Origin of the sequence: Rhodopseudomonas boonkerdii (assembly GCF_021184025.1) — a bacterium.
GTDB classification, from domain to species: domain Bacteria; phylum Pseudomonadota; class Alphaproteobacteria; order Rhizobiales; family Xanthobacteraceae; genus Tardiphaga; species Tardiphaga boonkerdii.
Window position 1 is genome coordinate 1,362,521 of sequence record NZ_CP036537.1, and the last position, 23,774, is coordinate 1,386,294.

The 23,774-nt window shown below is 61.9% G+C and carries 18 protein-coding genes and 1 riboswitch; of the genes, 16 read left to right on the forward strand and 2 right to left on the reverse strand.

What is annotated here, in order from left to right:
• The first annotated feature begins 89 nt into the window (after positions 1 to 89).
• The 6 genes from E0H22_RS06355 to ftsH all read left to right on the forward strand — a co-directional run bounded on the left by E0H22_RS06355 (position 90) and on the right by ftsH (position 8,492).
• Positions 90 to 2,411, forward strand: coding sequence for a putative bifunctional diguanylate cyclase/phosphodiesterase (locus E0H22_RS06355; protein ID WP_233024803.1), 2,322 nt, complete (start codon positions 90 to 92; stop codon positions 2,409 to 2,411).
• Positions 2,412 to 2,578: 167 nt separating this feature from the next.
• The gene (locus E0H22_RS06360; protein ID WP_233024804.1) at positions 2,579 to 3,313 is read left to right on the forward strand and encodes an N-acyl amino acid synthase FeeM domain-containing protein; all 735 of its coding nucleotides are present in this window, start codon (positions 2,579 to 2,581) and stop codon (positions 3,311 to 3,313) included.
• Positions 3,314 to 3,603: 290 nt separating this feature from the next.
• Positions 3,604 to 4,101 (forward strand): peptidoglycan-associated lipoprotein Pal, encoded by a 498-nt coding sequence (gene pal, locus E0H22_RS06365; protein WP_233024805.1) that lies wholly within the window; start codon positions 3,604 to 3,606, stop codon positions 4,099 to 4,101.
• A gap of 166 nt (positions 4,102 to 4,267) precedes the next feature.
• Positions 4,268 to 5,287 (forward strand): tol-pal system protein YbgF, encoded by a 1,020-nt coding sequence (ybgF, locus tag E0H22_RS06370; RefSeq protein WP_233024806.1) that lies wholly within the window; start codon positions 4,268 to 4,270, stop codon positions 5,285 to 5,287.
• Positions 5,288 to 5,338: 51 nt separating this feature from the next.
• Positions 5,339 to 6,379, forward strand: coding sequence for a tRNA lysidine(34) synthetase TilS (tilS, locus tag E0H22_RS06375; RefSeq protein WP_233024807.1), 1,041 nt, complete (start codon positions 5,339 to 5,341; stop codon positions 6,377 to 6,379).
• A gap of 196 nt (positions 6,380 to 6,575) precedes the next feature.
• Entirely contained in the window at positions 6,576 to 8,492 is a 1,917-nt protein-coding gene (gene ftsH / locus E0H22_RS06380) for an ATP-dependent zinc metalloprotease FtsH (RefSeq protein WP_233024808.1), read from the forward strand.
• Positions 8,493 to 8,560: 68 nt separating this feature from the next.
• Here ftsH and E0H22_RS06385 read toward each other — a convergent pair whose 3' ends face one another.
• Positions 8,561 to 9,244, reverse strand: a complete 684-nt coding sequence (locus E0H22_RS06385; RefSeq protein WP_233024809.1) for a GntR family transcriptional regulator — start codon at positions 9,242 to 9,244, stop codon at positions 8,561 to 8,563.
• 202 nt (positions 9,245 to 9,446) lie between these two features.
• Here E0H22_RS06385 and E0H22_RS06390 point away from each other — a divergent pair, with 202 nt between their 5' ends.
• From E0H22_RS06390 to E0H22_RS06420, 7 genes are all read left to right on the forward strand, one after another.
• Entirely contained in the window at positions 9,447 to 10,652 is a 1,206-nt protein-coding gene (locus E0H22_RS06390; RefSeq protein ID WP_233026172.1) for an ABC transporter substrate-binding protein, read from the forward strand.
• Between the two features lie 329 nt (positions 10,653 to 10,981).
• Positions 10,982 to 12,229, forward strand: a complete 1,248-nt coding sequence (locus E0H22_RS06395; RefSeq protein ID WP_233024810.1) for a glycosyltransferase family 87 protein — start codon at positions 10,982 to 10,984, stop codon at positions 12,227 to 12,229.
• A gap of 50 nt (positions 12,230 to 12,279) precedes the next feature.
• Positions 12,280 to 12,489: riboswitch (cobalamin riboswitch) on the forward strand.
• A 125-nt stretch (positions 12,490 to 12,614) separates the two neighbouring features.
• The gene (locus E0H22_RS06400) at positions 12,615 to 15,527 is read left to right on the forward strand and encodes a ribonucleoside-diphosphate reductase subunit alpha (RefSeq protein WP_233024811.1); all 2,913 of its coding nucleotides are present in this window, start codon (positions 12,615 to 12,617) and stop codon (positions 15,525 to 15,527) included.
• A 147-nt stretch (positions 15,528 to 15,674) separates the two neighbouring features.
• Complete coding sequence (locus E0H22_RS06405) at positions 15,675 to 16,799, forward strand: ribonucleotide-diphosphate reductase subunit beta (protein WP_233024812.1); 1,125 nt, start codon at positions 15,675 to 15,677, stop codon at positions 16,797 to 16,799.
• 106 nt (positions 16,800 to 16,905) lie between these two features.
• Positions 16,906 to 17,646: an AzlC family ABC transporter permease gene (locus E0H22_RS06410; RefSeq protein WP_233024813.1), complete on the forward strand. Its 741-nt coding sequence runs from the start codon at positions 16,906 to 16,908 to the stop codon at positions 17,644 to 17,646.
• Positions 17,643 to 17,960, forward strand: a complete 318-nt coding sequence (locus E0H22_RS06415) for an AzlD family protein (protein ID WP_233024814.1) — start codon at positions 17,643 to 17,645, stop codon at positions 17,958 to 17,960. Before E0H22_RS06410 ends, E0H22_RS06415 begins: the two co-directional genes overlap by 4 nt.
• A 175-nt stretch (positions 17,961 to 18,135) precedes the next feature.
• Entirely contained in the window at positions 18,136 to 18,810 is a 675-nt protein-coding gene (locus tag E0H22_RS06420; RefSeq protein ID WP_233024815.1) for a TetR/AcrR family transcriptional regulator, read from the forward strand.
• Positions 18,811 to 18,881: 71 nt separating this feature from the next.
• Here E0H22_RS06420 and E0H22_RS06425 read toward each other — a convergent pair whose 3' ends face one another.
• On the reverse strand, positions 18,882 to 19,277 hold the full coding sequence (locus tag E0H22_RS06425; protein WP_233024816.1) for a c-type cytochrome: 396 nt from the start codon (positions 19,275 to 19,277) through the stop codon (positions 18,882 to 18,884).
• A 181-nt stretch (positions 19,278 to 19,458) separates the two neighbouring features.
• Here E0H22_RS06425 and E0H22_RS06430 point away from each other — a divergent pair, with 181 nt between their 5' ends.
• From E0H22_RS06430 to glcF, 3 genes are all read left to right on the forward strand, one after another.
• Positions 19,459 to 20,952, forward strand: coding sequence for an FAD-linked oxidase C-terminal domain-containing protein (locus E0H22_RS06430; RefSeq protein ID WP_233024817.1), 1,494 nt, complete (start codon positions 19,459 to 19,461; stop codon positions 20,950 to 20,952).
• A 232-nt stretch (positions 20,953 to 21,184) separates the two neighbouring features.
• Positions 21,185 to 22,423 carry an FAD-binding protein gene (locus E0H22_RS06435; protein ID WP_233024818.1) on the forward strand — a complete coding sequence of 413 codons (1,239 nt, stop codon included), beginning with the start codon at positions 21,185 to 21,187 and terminating at the stop codon, positions 22,421 to 22,423.
• Positions 22,420 to 23,733, forward strand: a complete 1,314-nt coding sequence (gene glcF / locus E0H22_RS06440; protein ID WP_233024819.1) for a glycolate oxidase subunit GlcF — start codon at positions 22,420 to 22,422, stop codon at positions 23,731 to 23,733. The genes E0H22_RS06435 and glcF overlap by 4 nt, the downstream gene beginning before the upstream one ends.
• Positions 23,734 to 23,774 lie beyond the last annotated feature (41 nt).

Below are 23,774 nucleotides of genomic sequence, written 5' to 3' on the forward strand. Positions count from 1 at the left end.
GTGTAAACAGTTCGCTAAGGATGTTCCCTCAGAAAGAGTTCATCAGGACCCGGTACCAGTGTGCGCAGAAATGGACGCGCCAACGCCCGATGCAACTCGCCGATCACAGCCGGACGAATAGCAAGTCGATGTCCCCGTCGATCTACACGGCGCTCGTCGATTCCCTGTTCGAGAATCCAATTCCGATGCTGGCTGGCGCCGTCTGTGCCGGCTCCGGCGCCGTCATGACAGCGGTCAAGACCGGCAATCCACTGCTGTGGCCTTGCGCGGGACTGATCATTCTCGTCGGCGCGCTGCGCGCGCTGCAGCTCAGCAAATACGAGCAGCGCGAAACCACGCTGACTTGCGACGAGGCAGCGCGTTGGGAACGCAACTACATGATCGGCGGCTCGCTCTATGCAGCGTCGCTCGGCCTGTGGTGCTGGGTCGTATTGCTCGGCAGCGACGATCCGGTGGCACATATGCTCGGGACCGCCGTCACCGTCGCTTATATCGCTGCCGGCGCCGGACGCACCTATGGACGGCCGAAGATCGCCCAGCTGCAGGTTCTGCTGGCTTGCGGGCCAATGGCGCTGGCGTTGGTCATCCACGGCAACTTCTACTATGTCGGCTTTGCCTTCCTGAACGTGCTGTTCTTTATCGGCCTGCGCCGTATCACGCTGCGTCTGCATGACGTCTATGTGAAGGCGTTGCTGGCGACGGAGCGGGTCGGCTCGATTGCCGGTCAGTTCGATACGGCGCTGAACAACATGCCGAACGGGCTATGCATGTTTGGAGCGGACGGTCGGCTGGCCGTGCTTAACAACCGTTTCGCCGAGATGATGGAGATCACCGGCAATCTCGCCGTTCGCAGCGGCATCCGCATGCGCGATCTCGTCTCCCTATGCGTCAACGCCGGCAGCGTGTCGGCGGCGAGCGGGATGACCATCGTTGCGGAGATCGAAAGCTCGAAAGCCGCAGAGATCACCACCATCGACCATGCGCATGATTTGGAGCGTGCGCTGTTGTGGAAGTTCCAGCCGATGTCCGGCGGTGGGACCGTTGTATTGCTTGAGGACATCACCGAGCGCCGCAATTCTGAAGCACGCATCAGTCATATGGCGCGCTTCGACGAGTTGACCGGCCTGCCGAATCGGATGAGTTTCCGCAACGAAATCGGCCGCATGCTCAGGGTCGGTGACGGCTCGACGATGTCGGCATTGCTGTTTGTCGATCTCGATCAGTTCAAGCAGGTCAACGATACGCTCGGGCATCCCTGCGGCGATCAGCTGCTCTGCATGGTGGCTGACCGTTTGCGCGCAATGCTGCGGGCCGACGATTTCGTTGCACGCTTCGGCGGTGACGAGTTCGTCGTCTTCCAGCGCGGTATCAAGGCCAATCACGATGCCGCCGATCTGGCGCGTCGCATCGTCGAACATCTGAGCGAGCGCTACGAGATCGACAATCATCAGGTCGAGATCGGCGCCAGCGTCGGCATCGCCCTGACCGAGCCTGGTGTCAGCGCCGATCATCTCCTCAAGAACGCCGATATGGCGCTTTACCGTGCCAAGGCGTCCGGCCGCGGCACCTTCTGTTTCTTCCGAGACGAGATGGCCCAGACGGTCGAGGCGCGTCGCGTGCTCGAACTCGATTTGCGCAAGGCGCTCGCGAACGAGGAGTTCGAAATCTACTATCAGCCGCTGGTCAATCTAAAGTCCGGCCGCGTCTCGACCTGTGAAGCGTTGTTGCGCTGGAATCATCCGGTTCGCGGCACCGTTTCGCCCGCCGATATCATCCCGATCGCGGAAGACATGGGCTTGATCGTCGACCTCGGCCGCTGGATTCTGCGCAAGGCTTGTATCGAGTGCATGAAGTGGCCGGAAGCCGTCAGCGTCGCCGTGAACTTTTCGTCCCAGCAATTCCATCAGCGCGACGTGTTGAGCGAGGTTCGCTATGCGCTGGAAGTATCGGGGCTGCCGGCGCATCGCCTCGAGATCGAAATCACCGAGTCTTCACTGTTGCGAAATACGCAGTGGACACACGATGCGCTGGCGCAGCTCCATGCCGCCGGTTGCCGAATTTCGCTCGACGATTTCGGCACCGGTTATTCCAGCCTCAGCTATCTGCATAACTTCCCGCTGCAGAAGGTGAAGATCGACCGTTCGTTCCTCGAGGGGATCGATACGCAGCGCCCGTTGACCCTGCTGCGCGGTGTCGCCCGTCTCAGTGCGGATCTCGGCATGTCGGTGGTGGTGGAGGGCATCGAGACCAACGAGCAGCTCGAACTGATCAGTGCCGATGGCACGATCACAGAAGCCCAGGGTTATCTGTTCAGCCGCCCCGTACCGGCCGCACGCATCCGCCAGCTGCTTGAGGCCTCGCATGGCCGCCGTGTGGAACGCGATGTGGAAACGGCCCGCACCTCGGCCTGAATCACCTTCCGCGGCACTTCAACAAAACTGTCGCGATTCATTTCATTCATCATCGTTTGATAAAAGCTTAACCAAGATGCTGCAGAACCTTTGACAACTTTTAAGAAAGCTTTAACTTTCGCCTTACTCACATACTGATGGCGTTTTGTGCGCGTGGAGATGGAATGATGGCTGCGGCCGATCAAGTGACGGGTATCTCTGCACGCCATCAAGACATTCTGGACAGGGTCGATTACCGCCTCGCCGAGACTGAGACCGAGAAGGAGGCGATCTACGGCCTCCGCTATCGTGCCTATCTTCACGAAGGAGCGATCGAACCGCGCGTTGAGCGTCGGCTCCATGATCGCTTCGACGATATGCCGAATTCCTGGATCTTCGGCATCTATATGGACGGCGAGCTGGCGAGCTCGCTGCGGATCAGCGTCGGTTCCCCGGACCATCCCGATACTCCGGCAGTGGACGCTTTCGGCGATCTGCTCCGTCCGCAGATCGAGGCGGGCAAAACCATCGTCGATCCCAACCGCTTTGTTGCCGACCCGACCAATCGCACCAAGTTTCCCGAACTGCCTTATCTGACGGTTCGCCTTGGTTATGTCGCCTGTGCCTATTTCAATGCGGATATCGGCACGGCGACCGTTCGCGCCGAGCATCGTGCCTTCTATCGCCGCGTGTTCCTGCAGACGCCGCTGTGCGAGCCACGCCCCTATCCGACGCTGCTGAAGCCGCTTTGTCTGATGGCGGCGGATTTCAATGTCGTTCGCGAAAAGATCTTCGAGCGCTACCCGTATTTCCGTTCCAGCCAGTTCGAACGCCGGGCACTGTTCGAACGCAAGAGCGAACCGCTGGCGCCCGATCTGCATTTGCCTGAGTTCCGGTTGCCACAGGCGGCGCAGCAGCCATAAGCGTCGGTTACGGGACCGGCCTTCGACTTCTGAACGGTAGCAACAGGGATATGCGGCCGTTTTTGGTGGATTCCCGCTAAAAATCGGGCTCTCCCACGCAGCGCTTCACCATCGCGCCATATTTCATAAGCATTAACCATGCCGTTGCTTTTCGGCGGCCTGTGGCTTTTGATCGGTTTTGGCAACATCCCATCAAGGTTGACGGAACGTTCGCTTAACCAACGCCCTGTAGACCCAAGACAGTTGCTTTAGGTGACAGTTGGTTAAAGCGTGAGCGTGGAGGCTCCGGAATGATTCAGCAGATGCGTATCCTCCAGGGATTGAAACTGGCTGCCGTGCTGGCTGTGGCGCTGACGATGGGCGCCTGCGCGAACAAGAATGGCCTCGGTGGCGCGGATGGTGCGATGGCAGGTGCTGCCGCTCCTGGCAGCCAGCAGGATTTTGTGGTCAACGTGGGCGATCGCGTGTTCTTCGAAAGCGATCAGACCGAGCTGTCGCCGCAGGCCATGGCCACGCTCGACAAGCAGGCCCAGTGGCTGCAGCAGTACAACCGCTATTCCTTCACTATCGAAGGCCATGCGGACGAGCGCGGTACCCGCGAATACAATATCGCCCTCGGTGCTCGCCGCGCCCAGTCGGTGCGCAGCTATCTCGCCTCGCGCGGGATCGATCCGAGCCGCATGCGCACGATCTCCTACGGTAAGGAACGTCCGGTCGCGGTCTGTAACGACATCTCGTGCTGGTCGCAGAACCGCCGTGCGGTGACCGTGTTGAACGCGGGAGCGTAAAGCCCCTCGATGTGATAAAAATGGCGGCGTCTGCCTGACCGGGCAGGCGCCGTTTTTTGTGTCTGCAGTCGGCTTTGTCGCGGTTTGTAGTCACAATTCCGGCGTAGTGCGGCACTCATCGTTTTTAGCGCCAATGAGGCGCGTTTCAGTCATCGCTCAGGCCAAGATGTCATTCAGATTCAAGTCGCTCGCCGGCGCAGCGCTTTTCGGTTCCATGCTTGTCACGGCGTCGCCGGTGTCGGCGCAATTCTGGGGCCAGCAGCAACAACAGCAGCCACAGACTTATGGCCAGCAGGACGGCGGCGTTGATCCGGAAATGCGGATCGAGCAGCTCGAGAACCAGCTTCGCAAGCTGACCGGCCAGAACGAGGAGCTGCAATATCGCAACCGCCAGCTCGAGGATCAGTTGCGCCAGCTGCAGGCCGGTGGAAGCGCGCCGCCGGCTGGCGGTGTCCGTTCGAGCGCTGCTGCTGCCCCGGCGCAGCAGCCGGTCCCGTTGCAGGCTCCGCCGGGCGGTTACAATCAGGCACCGGCCCCTCAGCCCGGATATAACCAGCAAGGTAGCGGAGCTCCTGTGCCTGTCATTCAGGATCCGGCGCCAGCGCCGCGTAGTGGCCGTCGTAACGATGCTTTTGACCCCAACGCCAATCCGAATGCGCCAGGCGTGCCGCGCGCGCTTGGCGGTGGTCAACTGCCGATGCAGGCGAATGCCCCGGCCGGCGCACCGGGCGGACGCGAAGGGGGCGAGCCACTGCCGCTCGGTCAGAGCGGCGCTCCGGCGCTGACCACGCTGCCACCGGGCGCGACGCCGAAGGACGAGTTCGATCTCGGCATCGGCTATATGCAACGTCGCGACTATGCGCTGGCCGAAGAGACCATGCGTAATTTCAGCCAGAAGTATCCCAACGATCCGATGATCGCCGATTCACAATATTGGCTCGGCGAAAGCTATTTCCAGCGCCAGAAGTATCGCGAGGCAGCCTCCGCATTTCTGGGGGTGACGAGCAAATACGACACCTCCGCCAAGGCGCCGGATGCGCTGTTGCGTCTCGGCCAGTCGCTTGCTGCGCTGAAAGAAAAGGAAGCCGCTTGCGCTGCCTTCGGCGAAGTGGCCCGCAAATATCCGCGCGCCTCGACCGGCGTGAAGCAGGGGGTGGACCGCGAGCAGAAGCGCAACAAGTGTTAGGCTGAGCCGCCCGGCACGTGGAGCCGGACCGACACCTGGTTCTGAACGCGCATGGCCGATGACGATCATCTTCCGATTTCTGCCCAGCAGGCGAAACAGCTTTTCGCCCGCTGGGCGTCTGCACCGGTGCTGATCCTGGCCGTCTCGGGTGGGCCGGATTCGATCGCCTTGATGTGGCTCGCCGCGCGCTGGCGGCGCAGCCTGAAGCGTGGTCCTGGCCTGACGGTCGTGACGATCGATCACGGATTACGGCCGGAGGCTGCGCGTGAAGCTCGTGATGTAAAGCGCCTCGCAGCCTCGCTCGATCTGCCGCACAAAACCATGCGCTGGACTGGCGATAAGCCGAAAGCGGGGCTTGCCGCCGCGGCACGCGATGCGCGCTACGCTTTGCTCGCCCATGCTGCGCGCAAAGTCGGTGCGGTCCATGTGATGACCGCGCATACGCGGGACGATCAGGCCGAGACGGTTCTGATGCGGATGGCGCGCGGGAGCGGTCTGGCAGGTCTCGGCGCCATGAGCGTGGAAACCGAGCGCGACGGTATCCAGATTGTCCGCCCGCTTCTGCGGGTGTCCAAGGCGGCGCTGATCGCGACGCTCGATAAGGCCGGGATCGCCTATGCCGTCGATCCCACCAATACGGACCCGCATTTCACCCGCCCGCGGTTGCGCGCCCTGATGCCGGGTCTGGCTGCCGAAGGGCTGGGTCCACATACCCTGACACGCCTCGCCGCGCGAATGGCGCGGGCGGATGCTGCGCTCGAACTGATGGTGGACGGCGCAGAGCGCTTCCTTGCCCTTCGCAATCCCGGTCGTTCGCCCGAGGCGATCGATACTGTGGCCTTCATGGGGCTGGCCGAGGAAATTCGTGTCCGGCTCCTGCTGCGGATGATCAATGCGATCGGCCACGAAGGGCCCACCGAGCTCGGCAAGGTCGAAAGCCTGTCTCTGGCGATGGAACAAGCAATGCGGCCGGGCGGAAACGGTATTCTGCTGAAGCAGACCCTCGCTGGTGCCGTCATTTCGCTAACCCGCAACCGGCTGAAGATCACACCGGCGCCGCTTCGTCGCTCCATTGCACGGAAAAGGCCTTAACCACCTCCCGAAAAGAGGCCGTGCACCGCCATCATTTGAACCGGAAAAGCGCCTAGATGCGCTAAATAGTCCGTCCCAGTTCCCTTGGCAGCGGCCCCGGTCGCACTTAAATTGCAACCGACTGACCCAGGGTGATCGCCTTGTGGCGAATCAAGGGAAGAGAGCCGCGGATTTCAGCGGTGACGAAGGAAGATCGATGAACGCGAACCTGCGCAATTTCGCCCTCTGGGTCATTATCGTATTGTTGCTGCTGGCGCTGTTCACGCTCTTCCAGAATCCGGGTCAGCGCGCCGCCTCGCAGGACATTCCGTTCTCGCAGCTCCTGACCGATATCGATCAGAACCGGGTGCGCGACGTCGTCATTCAGGGGCCGGAGATCAACGGCACCTATACTAACGGTTCGACTTTCCACACCTACGCGCCGAGCGATCCGACGCTCATCAAGCGCCTGTATGACGCCAAGGTCTCGATCACCGCGAAGGCGCCGGGTGACAACGTGCCGTGGTTCGTCTCACTGCTCGTCTCGTGGCTGCCGTTCATTGCGTTGATCGGCGTCTGGATATTCCTGTCACGTCAGATGCAGGGCGGCGCCGGTAAGGCGATGGGATTTGGCAAGTCGCGCGCCAAGATGCTCACCGAGGCGCATGGCCGCGTGACCTTCGAGGACGTGGCAGGTGTCGACGAAGCCAAGCAGGATTTGCAGGAGATCGTCGAATTCCTCCGCGATCCCGGCAAGTTCCAGCGTCTCGGCGGACGCATTCCGCGCGGTGTGCTGCTGGTCGGCCCTCCCGGCACCGGCAAGACGCTGATCGCGCGCGCGGTCGCGGGCGAAGCCAATGTGCCGTTCTTCACCATTTCGGGTTCGGACTTCGTCGAAATGTTCGTCGGTGTTGGCGCCAGCCGCGTGCGCGACATGTTCGAGCAGGCTAAGAAGAACGCGCCTTGCATCATCTTCATCGATGAAATCGATGCGGTCGGTCGTCATCGTGGCGCCGGTCTCGGCGGCGGCAATGACGAGCGCGAGCAGACCCTCAACCAGTTGCTGGTGGAGATGGACGGCTTCGAGGCCAATGAGGGCGTAATCCTGATCGCCGCCACCAACCGTCCGGACGTGCTCGACCCCGCGCTGCTGCGTCCGGGCCGTTTCGACCGTCAGGTCGTGGTGCCCAACCCGGACGTCGTCGGTCGCGAACAGATCCTCAAGGTCCATGTCCGCAAGGTGCCGCTGGCGCCGGATATCAACCTCAAGACCATCGCCCGTGGCACGCCTGGCTTCTCCGGCGCGGACCTGATGAACCTTGTCAACGAAGCCGCGCTGACTGCCGCGCGTCGCAACAAGCGGATGGTGACCCAGGCCGAGTTCGAAGAGGCCAAGGACAAGGTCATGATGGGCGCCGAGCGCAAGTCGCTGGTGATGTCCGAGGAAGAGAAGATGCTGACGGCCTATCACGAAGGCGGCCATGCCATCGTCGGCCTCAACGTCCCCGCCACCGATCCGATCCACAAGGCGACGATCATTCCGCGCGGCCGTGCGCTGGGTATGGTCATGCAGCTGCCTGAGCGCGACAAGATGTCGATGTCACTGGAGCAGATGACGTCGCGCCTCGCCATCATGATGGGCGGCCGCGTTGCCGAGGAGTTGATCTTCGGTCGTAACAAGGTCACCTCCGGTGCATCGTCGGATATCGACCAGGCCACCCGTCTGGCGCGTATGATGGTGACCCGATGGGGCCTCTCGGAAGAGCTCGGCACGGTCTCCTATGGCGAGAACAATGACGAGGTCTTCCTCGGCATGCAGGTCAATCGCCAGCAGAACGTCTCCGAAGCGACGGCGCAGAAGATCGATCAGGAAGTGCGCCGCCTCGTCGAGGATGGCTACAAGGAAGCCACCCGTATCCTCACCGAAAAGCGCGACGATCTCGAAACCCTGTCCAAGGGGCTGCTCGAATACGAGACCCTGAGCGGCGACGAGATCAAGGATCTGCTTGAAGGCAAGAAGCCGAACCGCGAGTCGGTGTTGGAGCCGACCGGTCCGCGCACCTCCGCCGTGCCGCCCGCAGGCAAGCCGCGCCCACGCCCGGATTCGGGCATGGAGCCGCAGCCGCAGGCGTAACCGACAAGTCTGTTTGAAGAATAACACCGCCTCGGTTTCACTCCGAGGCGGTTTTTTATTGCAGCGATTCAGCGGTGTCCGGAATCGTTTGCCGGCTGCCTGTGAAATGCCGTTTCGATGCTTTTAGTCGTTAGCGCGAGATGAGCAGTTATGCGCGTGATGGCCAGATCGACGTCACGGGCCAGCACGGCTTCCATGAGTTCGCGGTGCTCGCGCTGCACGTCGCGTTCCCCTTTGTCAGCTATCAGTGCCAGATCGCGGTAGCGCTCGCTTTGCGTGAACAGCATCTCGCGCAACTTGAGCGACCATGGACTGTCGCAGGCGCTGGTCAGCATCCTGTGAAAATCAGCATGAGCAGCGAGCCAGCCATCGCTGAAACCAGGTCGTCCGTCCTTCGGATGCAGTTCGGTGCGAACAAGCCGATGATGGCTGGCGATGATGGCCGCCTCCCAGGCGGCGTCACCGCATGCGATGGCGCGCCGCAGACATCGTACCTCAATCTCAGTGCGCACCATCGTCAGATCCCGGAGGTCGGCCAGAGAGACTGGCGCAACGCGAAAGCCGCGTTGTGGCTCGGCAATGACGAGGCCTTCTGACGTCAGTCGCGACAAGGCCTCGCGGACGGCACCGATGCTGACCTGAAAGGCGAGGCCAAGTTCATTTATTTTGAGCCGCTCGTCCGGTCGCCGCCGGCCTGTCAGCAGATCGGAGCGCAACCGTTCGTAAATCGTATGAGTGGCGCTGGTGGACATGAAAGGCTCCCGAAGCGTTTGGAATCGTAAGCGAGAGCGTCTATAAAATCTACTTTCTAAGAAAAATATATTTTATGTTGCCAAGTTGGTGGGCAGCCTTAAGATTGCTGCCGGATCGCCTGCGCAAGACTTCCAACAAGGAGGCTTGGCTGATCCAGACCGCTCAACGCGGCGTCATCAAAAGAACCGGAGGGGACATCACATGCGACTGAAGTTCGGATCCAAAATCTTCGCGTTCGCGGCCATTGTCACTGTTGCGACGCCTTGTTTCGCGCAGAATTATCCCGGGGTGACAGCAACTGAAATCAGGATTGGCCAGACCATGCCTTATAGCGGTCCGGTCTCTGCTTTCGGTGTCTTGGGCAAGGGCGAAGTTGCTTATTTCAAGATGGTCAACGACCGCGGCGGCATCAACGGCCGCAAGGTCAACCTGATATCACTCGACGATAGCTACGTACCGCCGAAGACGGTGGAGCAAACGCGGCGACTGGTGGAAAACGACGAAGTCGCGCTGATCTTCTCCACCATGGGTACCGCGCACAACACCGCGATTGCCAAATATCTGCAGGGCAAGAAGATCCCGCAACTATTCATAGCCTCCGGCGCGTCGAAGTTCGGCGACATTGCACAATATCCTCAAGCGACAATGGGAGTGATGGCGCCATTCCGTTACGAGGCGCGGCTATATGCGCGCTACGCGCTGATGAAAAATCCCGAAGCGAAGTTCGCTATCCTCTCGCAGAATGACGACTTTGGCCGCGATTATCTCGCCGGTCTCAAGGATGTACTCGGTGACAAGTACGATCAGCGGGTAACAGCCGCGACCTATGAGATTACAGATCCGACGATTGACTCGCAGATTGTTAAACTCAAGGCGTCCGGTGCCGATACGCTTATCATCGCCGCGACGCCGAAATTCGCCGCGCAGGCAATCCGAAAAGCTCATGAGATCAGCTGGAAGCCGCTCACGTTTCTCACCAACGTCTCGGTCTGGATTTCGACAGTGATGGAGCCAGCCGGCCTCGATGCCGGGATCGGCATTATCTCATCGGCCTATGTCAAGGATCCAATGGATCCGGCCTGGAAAGACGATCCGGGTGCGCAGGAATGGCGGGCTTTCATGGCCAAGTATATGCCGGACGGCGATGTCCGCGATCAGAATTTTGTCAACGGCTTCAACAACGGCATGGCGCTTGAACACGTGCTGAGGGCATGCGGTGATGATCTGAGTACTGAGAACATTCTCAAGCAGGCGTTCAATATCAAGAATCTCGAGCTATCGATGTTGCTGCCCGGCATCAAGATCAACACCAGCCCGGTCGATCATCTGCCGGTCGAGCAGATGCAGTTCATGCGCTTTACCGGCAAGCAGTGGGAGCGTTTTGGAGAGCTGCAGTCCGGAAACTAGCACAGAGGCTGCAAAGCTTGACGTCACTTCGCCGAAGTACGGCATGCCCAGTGGCTGTTGAAAATTACTGAACGGCAGAAGGCTGAACCGCGATTCGGTGTTGGAGCTGTCGGGTCTGCGTAGGTCTGCAGTGCCGCTCCTCGGCAAGTCGCGCTCGCGTCCAGATTCCGATCCGGACGCGAGCCGCAGCCGTAACGCTCGCCTCACCGAACTACGAAATGCGGTCAAAAGGCCGCGTTTTTCGTTTCCGGGTAATGCGGTTCACTTAAACCTTCCTCAAACTTCCACCGGCACTGTCGCCTGCGTATTTCACCCGTCGCGGGGACCTCATGACGACGCCGTTGCATCTGACGCCTCCCGGCCGCGGACAGGTTCCGCCGGCGCTGGTGACGATGTGCGCGGTTCTCGCGATCCTGCAGATCGTCTTCTTCCCGCTCTATTACGGGCGCGGCTGGATCTTCGAAGACAACGGGCTTGGCTCGCCAACCGACTTCGTGAATGTCTGGTCCGCAGGCCGGCTGGCGCTCGAAGGTCATCCGGCCTGGGCCTATGACTGGGACATTCAGAAGAAGATCCAGGTCGCCGTGCTTGGCCGGACCTATCCCGGCAATTTTGCCTGGCACTATCCGCCGCCCTTCCTGTTCATTGCGGCAATACTCGCGAAGCTGTCATATCCCGTCGCCTTCATCGGATGGGCGTGTGTCAGCGCCATTCCCTATCTCGTCGCCATGCGCGCGATCGTCGGTCGTCCGTTCGGGCTGTTGCTCGCGCTCGGATTCCCTGTCGTCTTCACCAATGTGCTGGTCGGACAGAACGGTTTTCTCACTGCGGCGCTGATCGGTGGCATGCTGGTGCTGCTGCCGACGCGGCCGGTCCTTGCCGGCATCTGCCTCGGCCTGCTCAGCTACAAGCCGCAGTACGGCGTGTTGTTTCCGCTGGTGTTGATCGCTGCCGCGCAGTGGCGTGTTTTCGTCCCTGCCGCCGTCACCACCATTGCGCTGGTTCTCCTGTCATGGCTCGCCTTCGGCACCGAGAGCTGGCAGGCCTTCTTCAAATGGATGCCGATGTTCTCACAGGCCTTTCTTGTCGAGGGACGCGCGCCATGGGGCAAGATGCAGAGCTTGTTCGCATTGGTGCGCTATTTCGACGGCAGCGAAACGCTGGCATGGACGCTGCACTGGATGCTCGTCGCCGCCGTCGCGGTGTCGCTGATCCGGCTTTGGCGCAGCAATGAACGTTATGAATGGAAGGCGGCAGCCCTGGCCGTCGGCGCGGTGCTGGCGACGCCCTATCTGTTTCTCTACGACGTGATGGTGCTCGCCATCGCCATCGGCTTCATCGTCCGGGTGGGCTTGTCGGAGGGCTTTCTCCGCCACGAATTGCCGGTGCTTGGCCTCGCGATCGTCCTGCTTGTCGCTTATCAGTTCTTGGGCGCGGCACCGACCGGACTGGGGGCGTCGCTCCTGGTCGGCTGCTTGATCGCCGCCCGCATTGGCAATTCGTATCGAGCCGGATCCGGGGATGCGAGACCCTTCGAATCGTCCGGGGTTGCCCACGGCACTGGCGGTCCCGGCTGATTTCTTCGTGTACGACGCCCTTGGCGGCTTGACACGTCATGGCGGCTCACACCAAATGTAGGCGTTACGGTCCATCCTGTCGCAAGACTTGGTGGCTAAGAGGGAAGCTGGTGCGTTCCAATGGGAGCAAGGCCGGCGCTGCCCCCGCAACTGTAAGCAGAGAGTTTGTTTCGACCGCGTCACTGGGGCTTTTGCCCCGGGAAGACCGAAGCAAGCCGTGACCTGCGAGCCAGGAGACCTGCCGTGACACCAGAAACGTCCATGGGCGGGGTGTCCCAGCGGTCGCTTGCAGGCTTTGCCGCGCGTTCGCCTGGCATGATGCACGCACCATCGGCCCCAGCCCCCACAGCTACATGCATCTCACGGGGTCCTGCCGATGCCTTCCATGTCCCACGCTCTCTCCAACGGCCACGATCCGGTCGTGCTCGCTTCTTTGTCTGCCGAATCCAATATCGTCCCCGCGCGCGAGCCGGCGATGCAGATCATCCGCCGCAACGGCACTGTCTCGCCCTTCGATGCGGGCAAGATTTCGGTGGCGATGACCAAGGCTTTCCTCGCCGTCGAGGGCAACACGGCGGCGGCGTCGCGCCGTGTCCATGAAGCGGTGGAGCAACTCACCGGCGAAGTCGTGGCCGCGCTGACGCGCAGGATCGGTGAGGGCCGCACCTTCCATATCGAAGATGTGCAGGACCAGGTCGAACTCGCACTGATGCGGAGCGAGCATCACAAGGTCGCGCGTGCCTATGTGCTGTACCGCGAGGAGCGCGCCCGCCGCCGGGCGGAGGAGACAGCTGTGCAGTCCGTCCCGGTACCGAACATGCCTGCGCTTCACGTTACGCTCGCCGACGGCAGCCGCGTGCTGCTGGACGCGGCGCGTATTGCGCTGATCGTGAACGAAGCCTGTAGCGGCCTCGACGGTGTCGATCCGGCGCCGGTGCTCGAGGAAACCAAGCGCAATCTGTACGACGGCATCACGCTCGACGAGCTTGCGTTGGCCGGCATTATGGCTGCGCGCACTCTGGTTGAGCAGGAGCCGAACTACACCTATGTGAGCGCGCGTCTGCTGCTCGACAAGCTGCGCACCGAAGTGCTGTCTTATGTGCATGGCGTGCGGAGCTCGGCCTCGCAAGCCGATATGAGCACGCGTTATGCCGAATATTTCGGCGCCTATGTGAAGGTCGGCATCGAAGCCGAGCTGCTCGATCCTGAACTCGCGCGCTTCGATCTCAAGAAGATTGCCGCGGCGCTGAAGCCGGAGCGCGATCTTCAGTTCCAGTTTCTCGGGCTGCAAACGCTCTACGATCGCTATTTCCTGCATGTACAGGGCCATCGCATCGAACTGCCGCAGGCTTTCTTCATGCGTGTCGCCATGGGCCTTGCGCTGCGCGAGATCGACCGCGAAGCGCGCGCGATCGAGTTCTATAATCTGCTCTCATCCTTCGATTTCATGGCATCTACGCCGACGCTGTTCAATTCCGGCACGCTGCGCCCGCAGCTGTCGTCCTGCTTTCTCACCACTGTCGCCGACGATCTCGATGGCATCTTCAAGTCGGTGAAGGACAATGCGCTGCTGGCGAAATATTCCGGCGGCCTTGGCAACGACTGGACCCGCGTGCGCGGTCTCGGCGCGCACATCAAGGGCACCAATGGCGAAAGCCAGGGTGTGGTGCCCTTCCTGAAGGTCGCCAACGACACGGCTATCGCCGTCAATCAGGGCGGCAAGCGCAAGGGCGCAGTCTGCGCCTATCTCGAAACCTGGCACATCGACATCGAGGAGTTCCTCGATCTGCGCAAAAACACCGGCGACGATCGCCGCCGCACCCACGACATGAACACCGCCAACTGGGTGCCCGACCTGTTCATGCAGCGCGTCGAGCAGGATGGCGACTGGACACTGTTTTCGCCGGACGAAACGCCGGACCTGCACGATCTCTACGGCAAGCCGTTTGCCGAATGCTACGCAGCCTACGAAGCCAAGGCCGCGCGCGGCGAGATGCGCGTGTTCAAGACGGTGCGGGCCACCGATCTGTGGCGGCGCATGCTCACCATGCTTTTCGAGACCGGCCATCCCTGGATCACATTCAAGGATCCCTGCAACCTGCGTTCGCCGCAGCAGCATGCGGGTGTCATCCACTCGTCGAATCTCTGCACCGAGATCACGCTGAACACATCGGACGAGGAAGTTGCCGTCTGCAATCTCGGCTCTGTCAATCTGCTGCATCACGTCACTGCGGAAGGCATCGATCATGCGCGCCTGCAACGCACGGTGACGACGGCGATGCGCATGCTCGACAATGTCATCGACATCAATTTCTACACTATCCCGGAAGCGCGCCGCTCCAACCTCAAGCATCGCCCGGTCGGTCTCGGCTTGATGGGCCATCAGGACGCGCTGCATACGCTCGGCCTCGCAATGGCGTCCGATGCCGCGGTGCAGTTCGCCGATACCAGCATGGAGGCGATCGCCTATCATGCGATTTCGGCATCGGTGGATCTCGCTGCCGAGCGCGGTCGCTATCCATCCTTCGACGGCTCGCTGTGGAGTCGTGGCATTCTGCCGATCGACTCGATCGAGCTGGTGGCCGAAGCACGCGGTGGCCTCGATATGGATCGTTCATCCACGCTCGACTGGAGCAGCCTGCGCGAACGCGTGAAGGCGATCGGCATGCGCAATTCAAACGTGATGGCGATCGCGCCGACGGCGACGATCTCCAATATTTGCGGCGTCGCGCAGTCGATCGAGCCCGCCTATCAGAACCTCTATGTGAAATCGAACATGTCGGGCGACTTCACGGTGGTGAACGCGTTCCTGGTGCGCGATCTCAAGAAGCGCGGGCTGTGGGACGAGGTGATGGTCTCGGACCTGAAATATTTCGACGGCAGCGTCGGATCCATCGACCGGGTGCCGGGCGATCTCAAGGCGCTCTATGCGACCTCGTTCGAGATCGACAGTGCGTGGCTGATCGAGGCCGCGGCGCGTCGCCAGAAGTGGATCGATCAGGCGCAGTCGCTCAATCTCTACATCGCCAGTCCGTCGGGCAAGAAGCTGGATCAGCTCTATCGCATGGCTTGGATCAAGGGCCTGAAGACGACCTACTATCTGCGCTCGCGCAGCGCGACCCATGTGGAGAAGTCGACGCTCAAGGGCACCGACGGCAAGCTGAACGCTGTGTCCGCAACCTCCGCCAAGCCCGCAAGCGCACCGATCCTGGTGAAGTCGTCGGACGTCACTGCGCCGGATCTGTCGACCGTGATGGCCTGCTCGATCGACAATCCCGAATGCGAGGCGTGCCAGTAGGGCACGTCTCCACACACTCCTCCCTCATCCTGAGGAGCCGCGCAGCGGCGTCTCGAAGGATGCCCCACGCTCCATGGTTCGAGACGCCCGCCAAGCGGCGGGCTCCTCACCATGAGGGCTGAGATTGATATTGAGAAAGAACACCCCATGCTTGACTGGTCCGATACCACCGCCGCCGCCAAGACACTCGCATTCATCCCATTGCCGGAAGGTCCGATCGATCAGACCGGCCTCGGCGAAATCGACCGCTCCGGCGGCCGTGTCTCCGTCGACGAAAAGCGGATGATCAACTGCCGCGCAGACGTCAATCAGCTCCTGCCGCTCAAATACAAATGGGCGTGGGAGAAATATCTGGCCGGCTGCAACAATCACTGGATGCCTACGGAGGTCTCCATGCAGGCCGACATCGCCCTGTGGAAGTCGCGTGACGGCCTCACCGAGGACGAGCGCCGCGCCATCAAGCGCAATCTCGGCTTCTTCGCGGCGTCGGAATCGCTGGTCGCCAACAACATCGTGCTGGCGATCTATCGCCATCTCACCAATCCCGAATGCCGGCAGTATCTGCTGCGCCAGGCTTTTGAGGAGGCCGTACATACGCACACCTTCCAATACGTTGTCGAAAGCCTGGGCCTCGACGAAGGGGAGCTGTTCAACATGTATCGGGAAGTGCCGTCGATCACCGACAAGGCGGCCTGGGCGCTGAAGCACACACAGCATCTCGACGATCCCGATTTCAGGACCGGGACGCCGGCGAACGATCAGGCTTTCGTCCGCGATCTCGTCGCGTTCTACGTCATCTTCGAAGGCATGTGGTTTTATACCGGCTTCGCGCAGATCCTCTCGCTCGGCCGACGTAACAAGATGGTGGGGATCGCCGAACAGTATCAATACATCCTGCGGGATGAATCCATTCACCTGAATTTCGGTATCGACGTCATCAACCAGATCAAAATCGAGAACCCGCACCTCTGGACGAAGCAGTTCCAGGACGAGATCCGCACCATGATCCGCGAAGCCGCCGAGCTCGAAGCGGCCTACGGCCGGGACACCATGCCACGCGGCTTCCTTGGGCTGAATTCGACGCTGTGCGAGACCTATATGCACTTCATCGCCAATCGTCGCTGCGCGCAGCTCGGCCTCGGGCCGGTGTTTGCGGAAACGGACAATCCGTTCCCGTGGATGTCTGAGGCGATGGACCTGAAGAAGGAGAAGAACTTCTTCGAGACGCGCGTGATCGAATATCAGAACGGTGGCGCGCTGAGCTGGGAGTGAGATCGGCCTTTCGTCTCATATCCGCGTGCATGGCGCTCATGATGCAGCAGCGCTTGACCTGACCGCGTGATGCCAGCACCGATGTTGGCATCACGCGGATTGCGCCATGCACAGCACCCACATTCCGAAAGCTCCGGCCTATTGGTCGAAGGCCGCCATTGTGCCCGGCATCGTTGCTATCGGGCCGATGTTGCCCGGCACGCTCGCCTTCGGCATGGCATTCGGTGCGCTGTGCGCGCAGAAGAGCTTTTCGCTGGCCGAAGTCGTCGTGATGATGGGCACCGTCTATGGTGGCTTGTCGCAATTTGTTGCGGTGCAGTCGTGGCCAAGCGTGCTGACGCCGGCCACCATCGCCACTCTGGCGCTGCTGACGCTCACGGTGAATATCCGCTTCATGCTGATGAGCGCGACGCTGCGTCCGTGGTTCGGCACGCTGCCGCCCTGGCAGGCCTATCCCGCGATGCTGCTGGTCACCGATGGTGGCTGGCTCGCGGCGATGCGCTATCGCGATCACGGCGGCGCCGATGCCATGTTCTATGTCGGCGGCGGCATCGTGCTCTATCTCGTCTGGCTGGTCGCCGCGATCCCGGGCTTCCTGCTGGCCGAGCAACTGACCGATCCGAAGAAGTACGGAGTCGATCTGGTGATGCCGGCCTTCTATGCGGCGATGCTCGTGCCGGCCTGGAAGGGCCCCCGCCGCGCCATTCCATGGGTGGTCTCCGGGATCGTTGCACTTGTCGTTCATTGGCTGGTCGCCGGCTGGTGGTTCATTATCGCCGGCGCGCTGTCCGGGGCGATCAGTGCCGGTTTCCTGGATGAGCCGGAGCCATCGGGAGCCGCGGCGTGACTGACTTTTTGCGCAGCGATGTCATGCTTGCTTTCGCGGTCATGACGGCGGTCACCGTCGCGTCGCGGCTCGGCGGCTACTGGCTGATGGGCTACGTGAATGTCACGTCGCGCGTGCGCCGTATGCTCGATGCCCTGCCGGGCTCGATCATCGTCGCCGCCGCATTGCCGGTGGCGGTCAATGGCGGGCCCGTCGTCATTTTCGCCATTCTCTCCGCCATGGCGGTGACCGTCATCCGACGCAACGACTTCGTCGCTGTCATCGTTGGTATGGCGGTGGCCGCGGCGGCCCGCGCGATGGGTTTTGGCGGCTAGGGACCTGCCCGAAAAGTTGAATCCCGCTATGCGCAAAATGCCTTGTCAAAGAGTCTGAACTGGTGTTCATCTCTTCTCGCGGCCGACCAGTCGAATCCGCGCAAAACCTTGAACTCACGCATCTTCCTTGGCGCGGCTGTCAGGCGGGCAGGGAAGCAGGACGCGGGATAAACTCATGGTCTATCGACGTACCCAGCAGGTCGTGAAGCGGCTGGCGGCGCGGCGCAATGCCATTCTGGCCGCTGCGCGCGAAACCTGCGCTGAAGGCGGCATGGCGGCGGTGCAGATCGCCCCGGTGGCGGTCCGTGCCAATGTGGCTGCGGGAACGGTCTATCGTTATTTCCCCTCCAAGGCCGATCTGATCTCCGAACTGATCGCCGATGTGTCGCGCGACGAGCTGACGGCAATCCGCCGGGCCGCGGATGCCGCACCCGGCCCGTCTTCCGCTCTGGCAGCCGCCGTCACGACGGTGGCGGTCCACGTCGTATCCAACCGCAAGCTTGCCTGGGGCATTCTGGCCGAGCCTGTGGAGGTCGATGTGACGGAATCCCGTCTCACCAGCCGCCGCGAGATTGCCGGCGAGATCGAATTGCGCATCGATGCGGCGATCCGTGCCGGCCATCTGCCGGCGCAGGACACGGCATTGGCCGCCGCCGCCTTGCTCGGGGCGCTGCATGAAGCGCTGGTCGGACCGATGGCGCCGGACAGCTTTGACGATCTCATGAAATTGCGCGACGCCGTTCAGACGGTGACGTTGCTGGCCCTGCGCGCCGTGGGCGTCATGGATGCGCGCGCCCGCGGCCTCGTGGTGCAGGCGGTGCTGCCCACCAAGATGGCGGCGAGCGTTTAAGGAATTTCTTGTCCCGGCTCTGCGCGGCAGCGTTGCACGCTGCAGCGCGTCCGGGACACCGTGAGGCGCGTTTACTGCTTGATTTTGCCCTCGGCATCGAACTGGGCGAGGAACGCCCAAAGGTCGTTGATCTCGGTCTCCTTCTTGATGCCCGCAAAGGCCATCTTGGTGCCGGGGATCTTTGCCTTGGGATCCTTGATGTAATCCTTGAACGTCGCCTCGTCCCAGGTGAGGCCGGAATTCTTGTTGGCCTCCGAATAGGAATAGCCGGCCGCGCTGCCCGATTTGCGGCCGTTCAGCCCGTTCAGCTCGGGTCCGACCTTGTTCTTCGCGTTCTCGCCGACAGCATGACAGGCGATGCATTTGTTGAAGGAGGATTTGCCGGCCGCGACGTCCTGGGCGTAGGCAAGCGGCGATGCGGTCGCAGCCGCGATGAAAGCGAGCGCGGCGAAGTTCATTCTTTTCATGGATGGCTCATTTGTGGCTTTCCGTACCGAATTTTCGCACACGCATTGCAGGATGCACAAGTGCATACCCCTGTCCGCAGCTCATGCTTTCGTTATCTGTTCAAACCCGGACGGACGTGATTGATTCAGCAAAAGCAAGCCGCGGTGCGATATCGCGTCAACGAAACGGGACGAGCGCTCGATGACTATCATGATGCCGGCGAAAGACGAAGCCGTGCTCGCCAGACGCGATGCCATCATCGCGGCCCTGCGCAAGCTGGTGCCGGGTGAGGGCGTGATTTCCAGCGCGGCCGAAATGCTTCCCTACGAATCCGATGGCTTCACCGCCTATCGGCAGCCGCCGATGGTGGTGGTGTTGCCGGAGACGACCGCTCAGGTTTCGACAGTCCTGAAATACTGCCATGACAATGGCATCAAGGTGGTGCCGCGCGGCTCGGGCACCTCGCTGTCCGGCGGCGCCTTGCCGCTGGCGGATGCGGTGCTGCTCGGCATGGGCAAGTTCAAGCGCGTGCGCGAGATCGATTTCGACAACCGCGCCGTCGTCGTTGAGCCCGGCGTCACCAATCTCGCCATCAGCCAGGGCGTCGCGCATGCGGGCTTCTATTATGCGCCCGATCCGTCGTCTCAGATTGCCTGTTCCATCGGCGGCAATGTCGCGGAGAATTCCGGCGGCGTCCACAGCCTCAAATACGGTATGACCACCAACAATCTGCTCGGTTGCGAGATCGTGCTGATGAATGGCGAGATCATTCGGATCGGGGGCAAGAAGGCGGAGCCATCGGGCTACGATCTGCTCGGCATCATCACCGGCTCCGAAGGCTTGCTCGGCGTCGTCACCGAAGTCACCGTGCGCATCCTGCAGAAGCCGGAGACGGCGCGCGCCTTGATGATCGGTTTCGCCGAGGTCGAAGCGGCGGGCCAATGTGTCGCCGATGTGATTGGCGCCGGCATCATTCCCGGCGGCATGGAGATGATGGACCGGCCGGCGATTCACGCCGCCGAAGCCTTCGTCCATGCCGGCTATCCCCTCGATGTCGATGCGCTGCTGATCGTCGAACTCGATGGGCCCGCCGTCGAGGTGGACGAGCTCATCAAACGTGTCGAGGCCATCGCGCTGAAATGCGGTTCGACGACCTGTCAGATTTCGGAGTCCGAGCAGCAGCGCCTGCTGTTCTGGTCCGGCCGCAAGGCGGCTTTCCCCGCGGTGGGCCGTATCTCGCCGGACTATCTCTGCATGGACGGCACCATCCCGCGCGCCGCGCTGCCGCTGGTGTTGCGGCGGATGAAGGAGATGTCGGCCAAGTATGGTCTTGGCGTCGCCAATGTCTTCCATGCCGGCGACGGCAACCTGCATCCGCTCATCCTTTACGATGCGAACAAGGAGGACGAGATGGAGAAGGCCGAAGCGTTTGGCGCCGACATCCTGCGTCTGTGCGTCGAGGTGGGTGGCGTGCTCACCGGCGAACATGGCGTCGGCATCGAGAAGCGCGACCTGATGCCGGAGATGTTCAACGAGATCGATCTCAACCAGCAGCAGCGCATCAAATGCGCCTTCGATGCGCAGGGCCTGCTCAATCCCGGCAAGGTGTTCCCGACCCTGCATCGCTGCGCCGAACTCGGCCGCGTGCATGTGCATGGCGGCAAGCTGGCCTTTCCCGACTTGCCGCGGTTTTGATGATGGTGGTGCTGTCTCCGGAAAACATGTGGCGCGCTTTCCCTCCCACCGCGCATGGCGAAGCCATGCGCGGTGGGGAGGGTGGCCGGCCGATAGGCCGGACGGGTGGGGGGCGCCACATACGCCGACGTCACGTGGGGCACCCCCACCCCGGCCTTCGGCCGACCCTCCCCACAAGGGGGAGGGTTGTCACTGACGTCTCCTGTTCAATTAACAAAAACAAGTTTTCATCGTGGACACACTGAAAGTCAGAGACGCTCAGGACGTCGAGGCCGCCGTTCGCGCCGCCATCGCCAGTGAGCAGCCGTTGGAGATCCTCGGTCACGGCTCCAAGCGGAGCATCGGTCAGCCGGTCGCGACCAATGCAGTGCTGGATCTCTCCGCGCTCAATGCTGTCACCTCCTATGAGCCGAACGAGTTGATCCTCACTGTGCAGGCCGGCGCCCCGTTTGCCGATGTGCTGGCGCTGCTCGATACCAAGAACCAGCAATTCTCATTCGAACCGATGAACACCTCGCGCCTGCTCGGCACGCCCGATGTCGGCACCATCGGCGGCGCGATTTCCGCCGGTTTGGCTGGGCCGCGGCGCATCCAGGCGGGCGGCGCACGCGATCATCTGCTCGGTGTGCATGCGGTGTCGGGCTTTGGCGAAAGCTTCAAGGCGGGCGGTCGCGTGGTGAAGAATGTCACCGGCTACGATGTCTGCAAGCTGATCACCGGCGCCTGGGGCACGCTCGCCGTCATGACCGAAGTGACGCTGAAGGTGATGCCGCGCGCCGAGGCCGAGCGCACGCTGATCCTGCGTGGCCTCGATGACATCGCCGCCAACAGGGCGATGACCGCAGCGCTCGGCTCGCCCTATGACATTTCCGGCGCGGCGCATCTGCCGGGCTCGGCGCTGCGCACCGTGCAGGGGCCGCTCGGTGAGATCGCGGCAGCCGATCAGTCGGTCACCCTGATCCGTCTCGAAGGCATCACCGCATCGGCATCGAGCCGCGCCGCTTCGCTCAGCAAATTGCTGCAGTCCTACGGCGCGGCCGAGATCATCGAGGACAGCCAGTCTGCTGCGCTATGGGCCGATATCCGCGACGTCGTCCCGTTCGCCGCCAGCGGTCCCCGCGCCATGTGGCCGGTCTGGCGGATCGTCTGCCCGCCGGCATCGGGCGGCAAGCTCGGGCAGGAGATCGCCAGGCGGTCGCAAGGGGAGGTCGTCTATGACTGGGGCGGCGGTCTCATCTGGGCCGCACTGCCACCTTCCGCCGACGCGCAGGCGCCGCAGCTTCGCAAGCTGGTCGATGCCGCCGGCGGCCATGCCACGCTGATCCGCGCGCCGGACGATGTCCGCCGTGTCGTTGACGTGTTCCACCCGCAGGCCCCCGGCGTCGCGGCTTTGGGGGAGCGTGTGCGCAAGAGTTTCGATCCCAGGAACATTCTCAATCGCGGCCGGATGTCGCGGAGTCTCTCGGTATGAAAACTGAATTCTCGAAGGCCCAACTGGCGGATCCCGATATTGCGGAGGCCGACAAGATCCTGCGCAAATGCGTGCATTGCGGGTTCTGTACGGCCACCTGCCCGACCTATGTGCTGCTCGGCGACGAGCTCGATAGTCCGCGCGGCCGCATCTATCTGATCAAGGAGATGCTGGAGAAGGATCAGAAGCCGACGGAGGATGTGGTGAAACACATCGACCGCTGCCTGTCGTGCCTGTCCTGCATGACGACCTGTCCGTCAGGTGTGAACTACATGCATCTGGTCGATCAGGCGCGGGTTAAGATCGAGAAAGAGTATGTCCGGCCGCTGCCCGAGCGGCTGCTGCGCGACGTGCTGGCCTTCGTGTTGCCGCGCCCGGCGCTGTTTCGCGCCAGCATGACCATGGCGCGGTTCGCGCGCCCGCTTGCGGCCCTGCTGCCATCCACGCGCAAGCAGGCAAATCCGAACCTGCTCAGCCGCGTCAAGGCGATGCTGACCATGGCGCCGAAGCAGCTTCCGCCCGCCGGCCCTGCCGGCGGCACCGTGTTTCCCGCTGTCGGACCCCGGCGTGCCCGGGTGGCGCTGCTGCAGGGGTGCGCCCAGCAGGTGCTGGCGCCACGCATCAATGAGGCTGCGATCCGGCTTTTGACTCGTCATGGCGTCGAGGTCGTACTCGTTCGTGACGAGCAATGCTGTGGGGCTCTGACACATCATCTCGGCCGCGACGGCGATGCGCTCGCGCGGGCCAGGGCCAATATCAGCGTGTGGCTTGGGGAGGCCGATCGCGGTGGTCTCGATGCCATCCTGGTCACCGCATCGGGCTGCGGCACTGTCATAAAGGACTACGGCTACATGCTGCGTGAGGATGCGGAATTTGCTGCATCCGCAGCAAAAGTGTCATCGATGGCAAAGGATATCAGCGAGTATGTGAGCGCGCTGGAACTGCCGATACCTGATCAACGAAGCAATTTGGTTGTGGCCTATCACTCGGCCTGTTCGCTGCAGCATGGGCAGAAAATCACTCAGGCGCCCAAAGAATTGCTTTCCAAGAATGGATTCGTGGTGAAAGATATCCCGGAGAGCCATTTGTGTTGCGGTTCGGCGGGGACTTACAATCTGCTCCAGCCTGATATCGCGAGCCGTTTGCGCGACCGGAAGGTCGCCAACATCGCGAGCATCAAGCCGGATGTTATCGCTGCCGGCAACATCGGCTGCATGGTCCAGATCGCCGGCGGGACGGATCTCCCGGTCGTACATACGATTGAGCTTCTCGATTGGGCGACGGGCGGTCCCAGGCCAGGATTGAACTGATCGATCCAATCCGACGAGAAAGAGATGTTGCGCGCGCTATG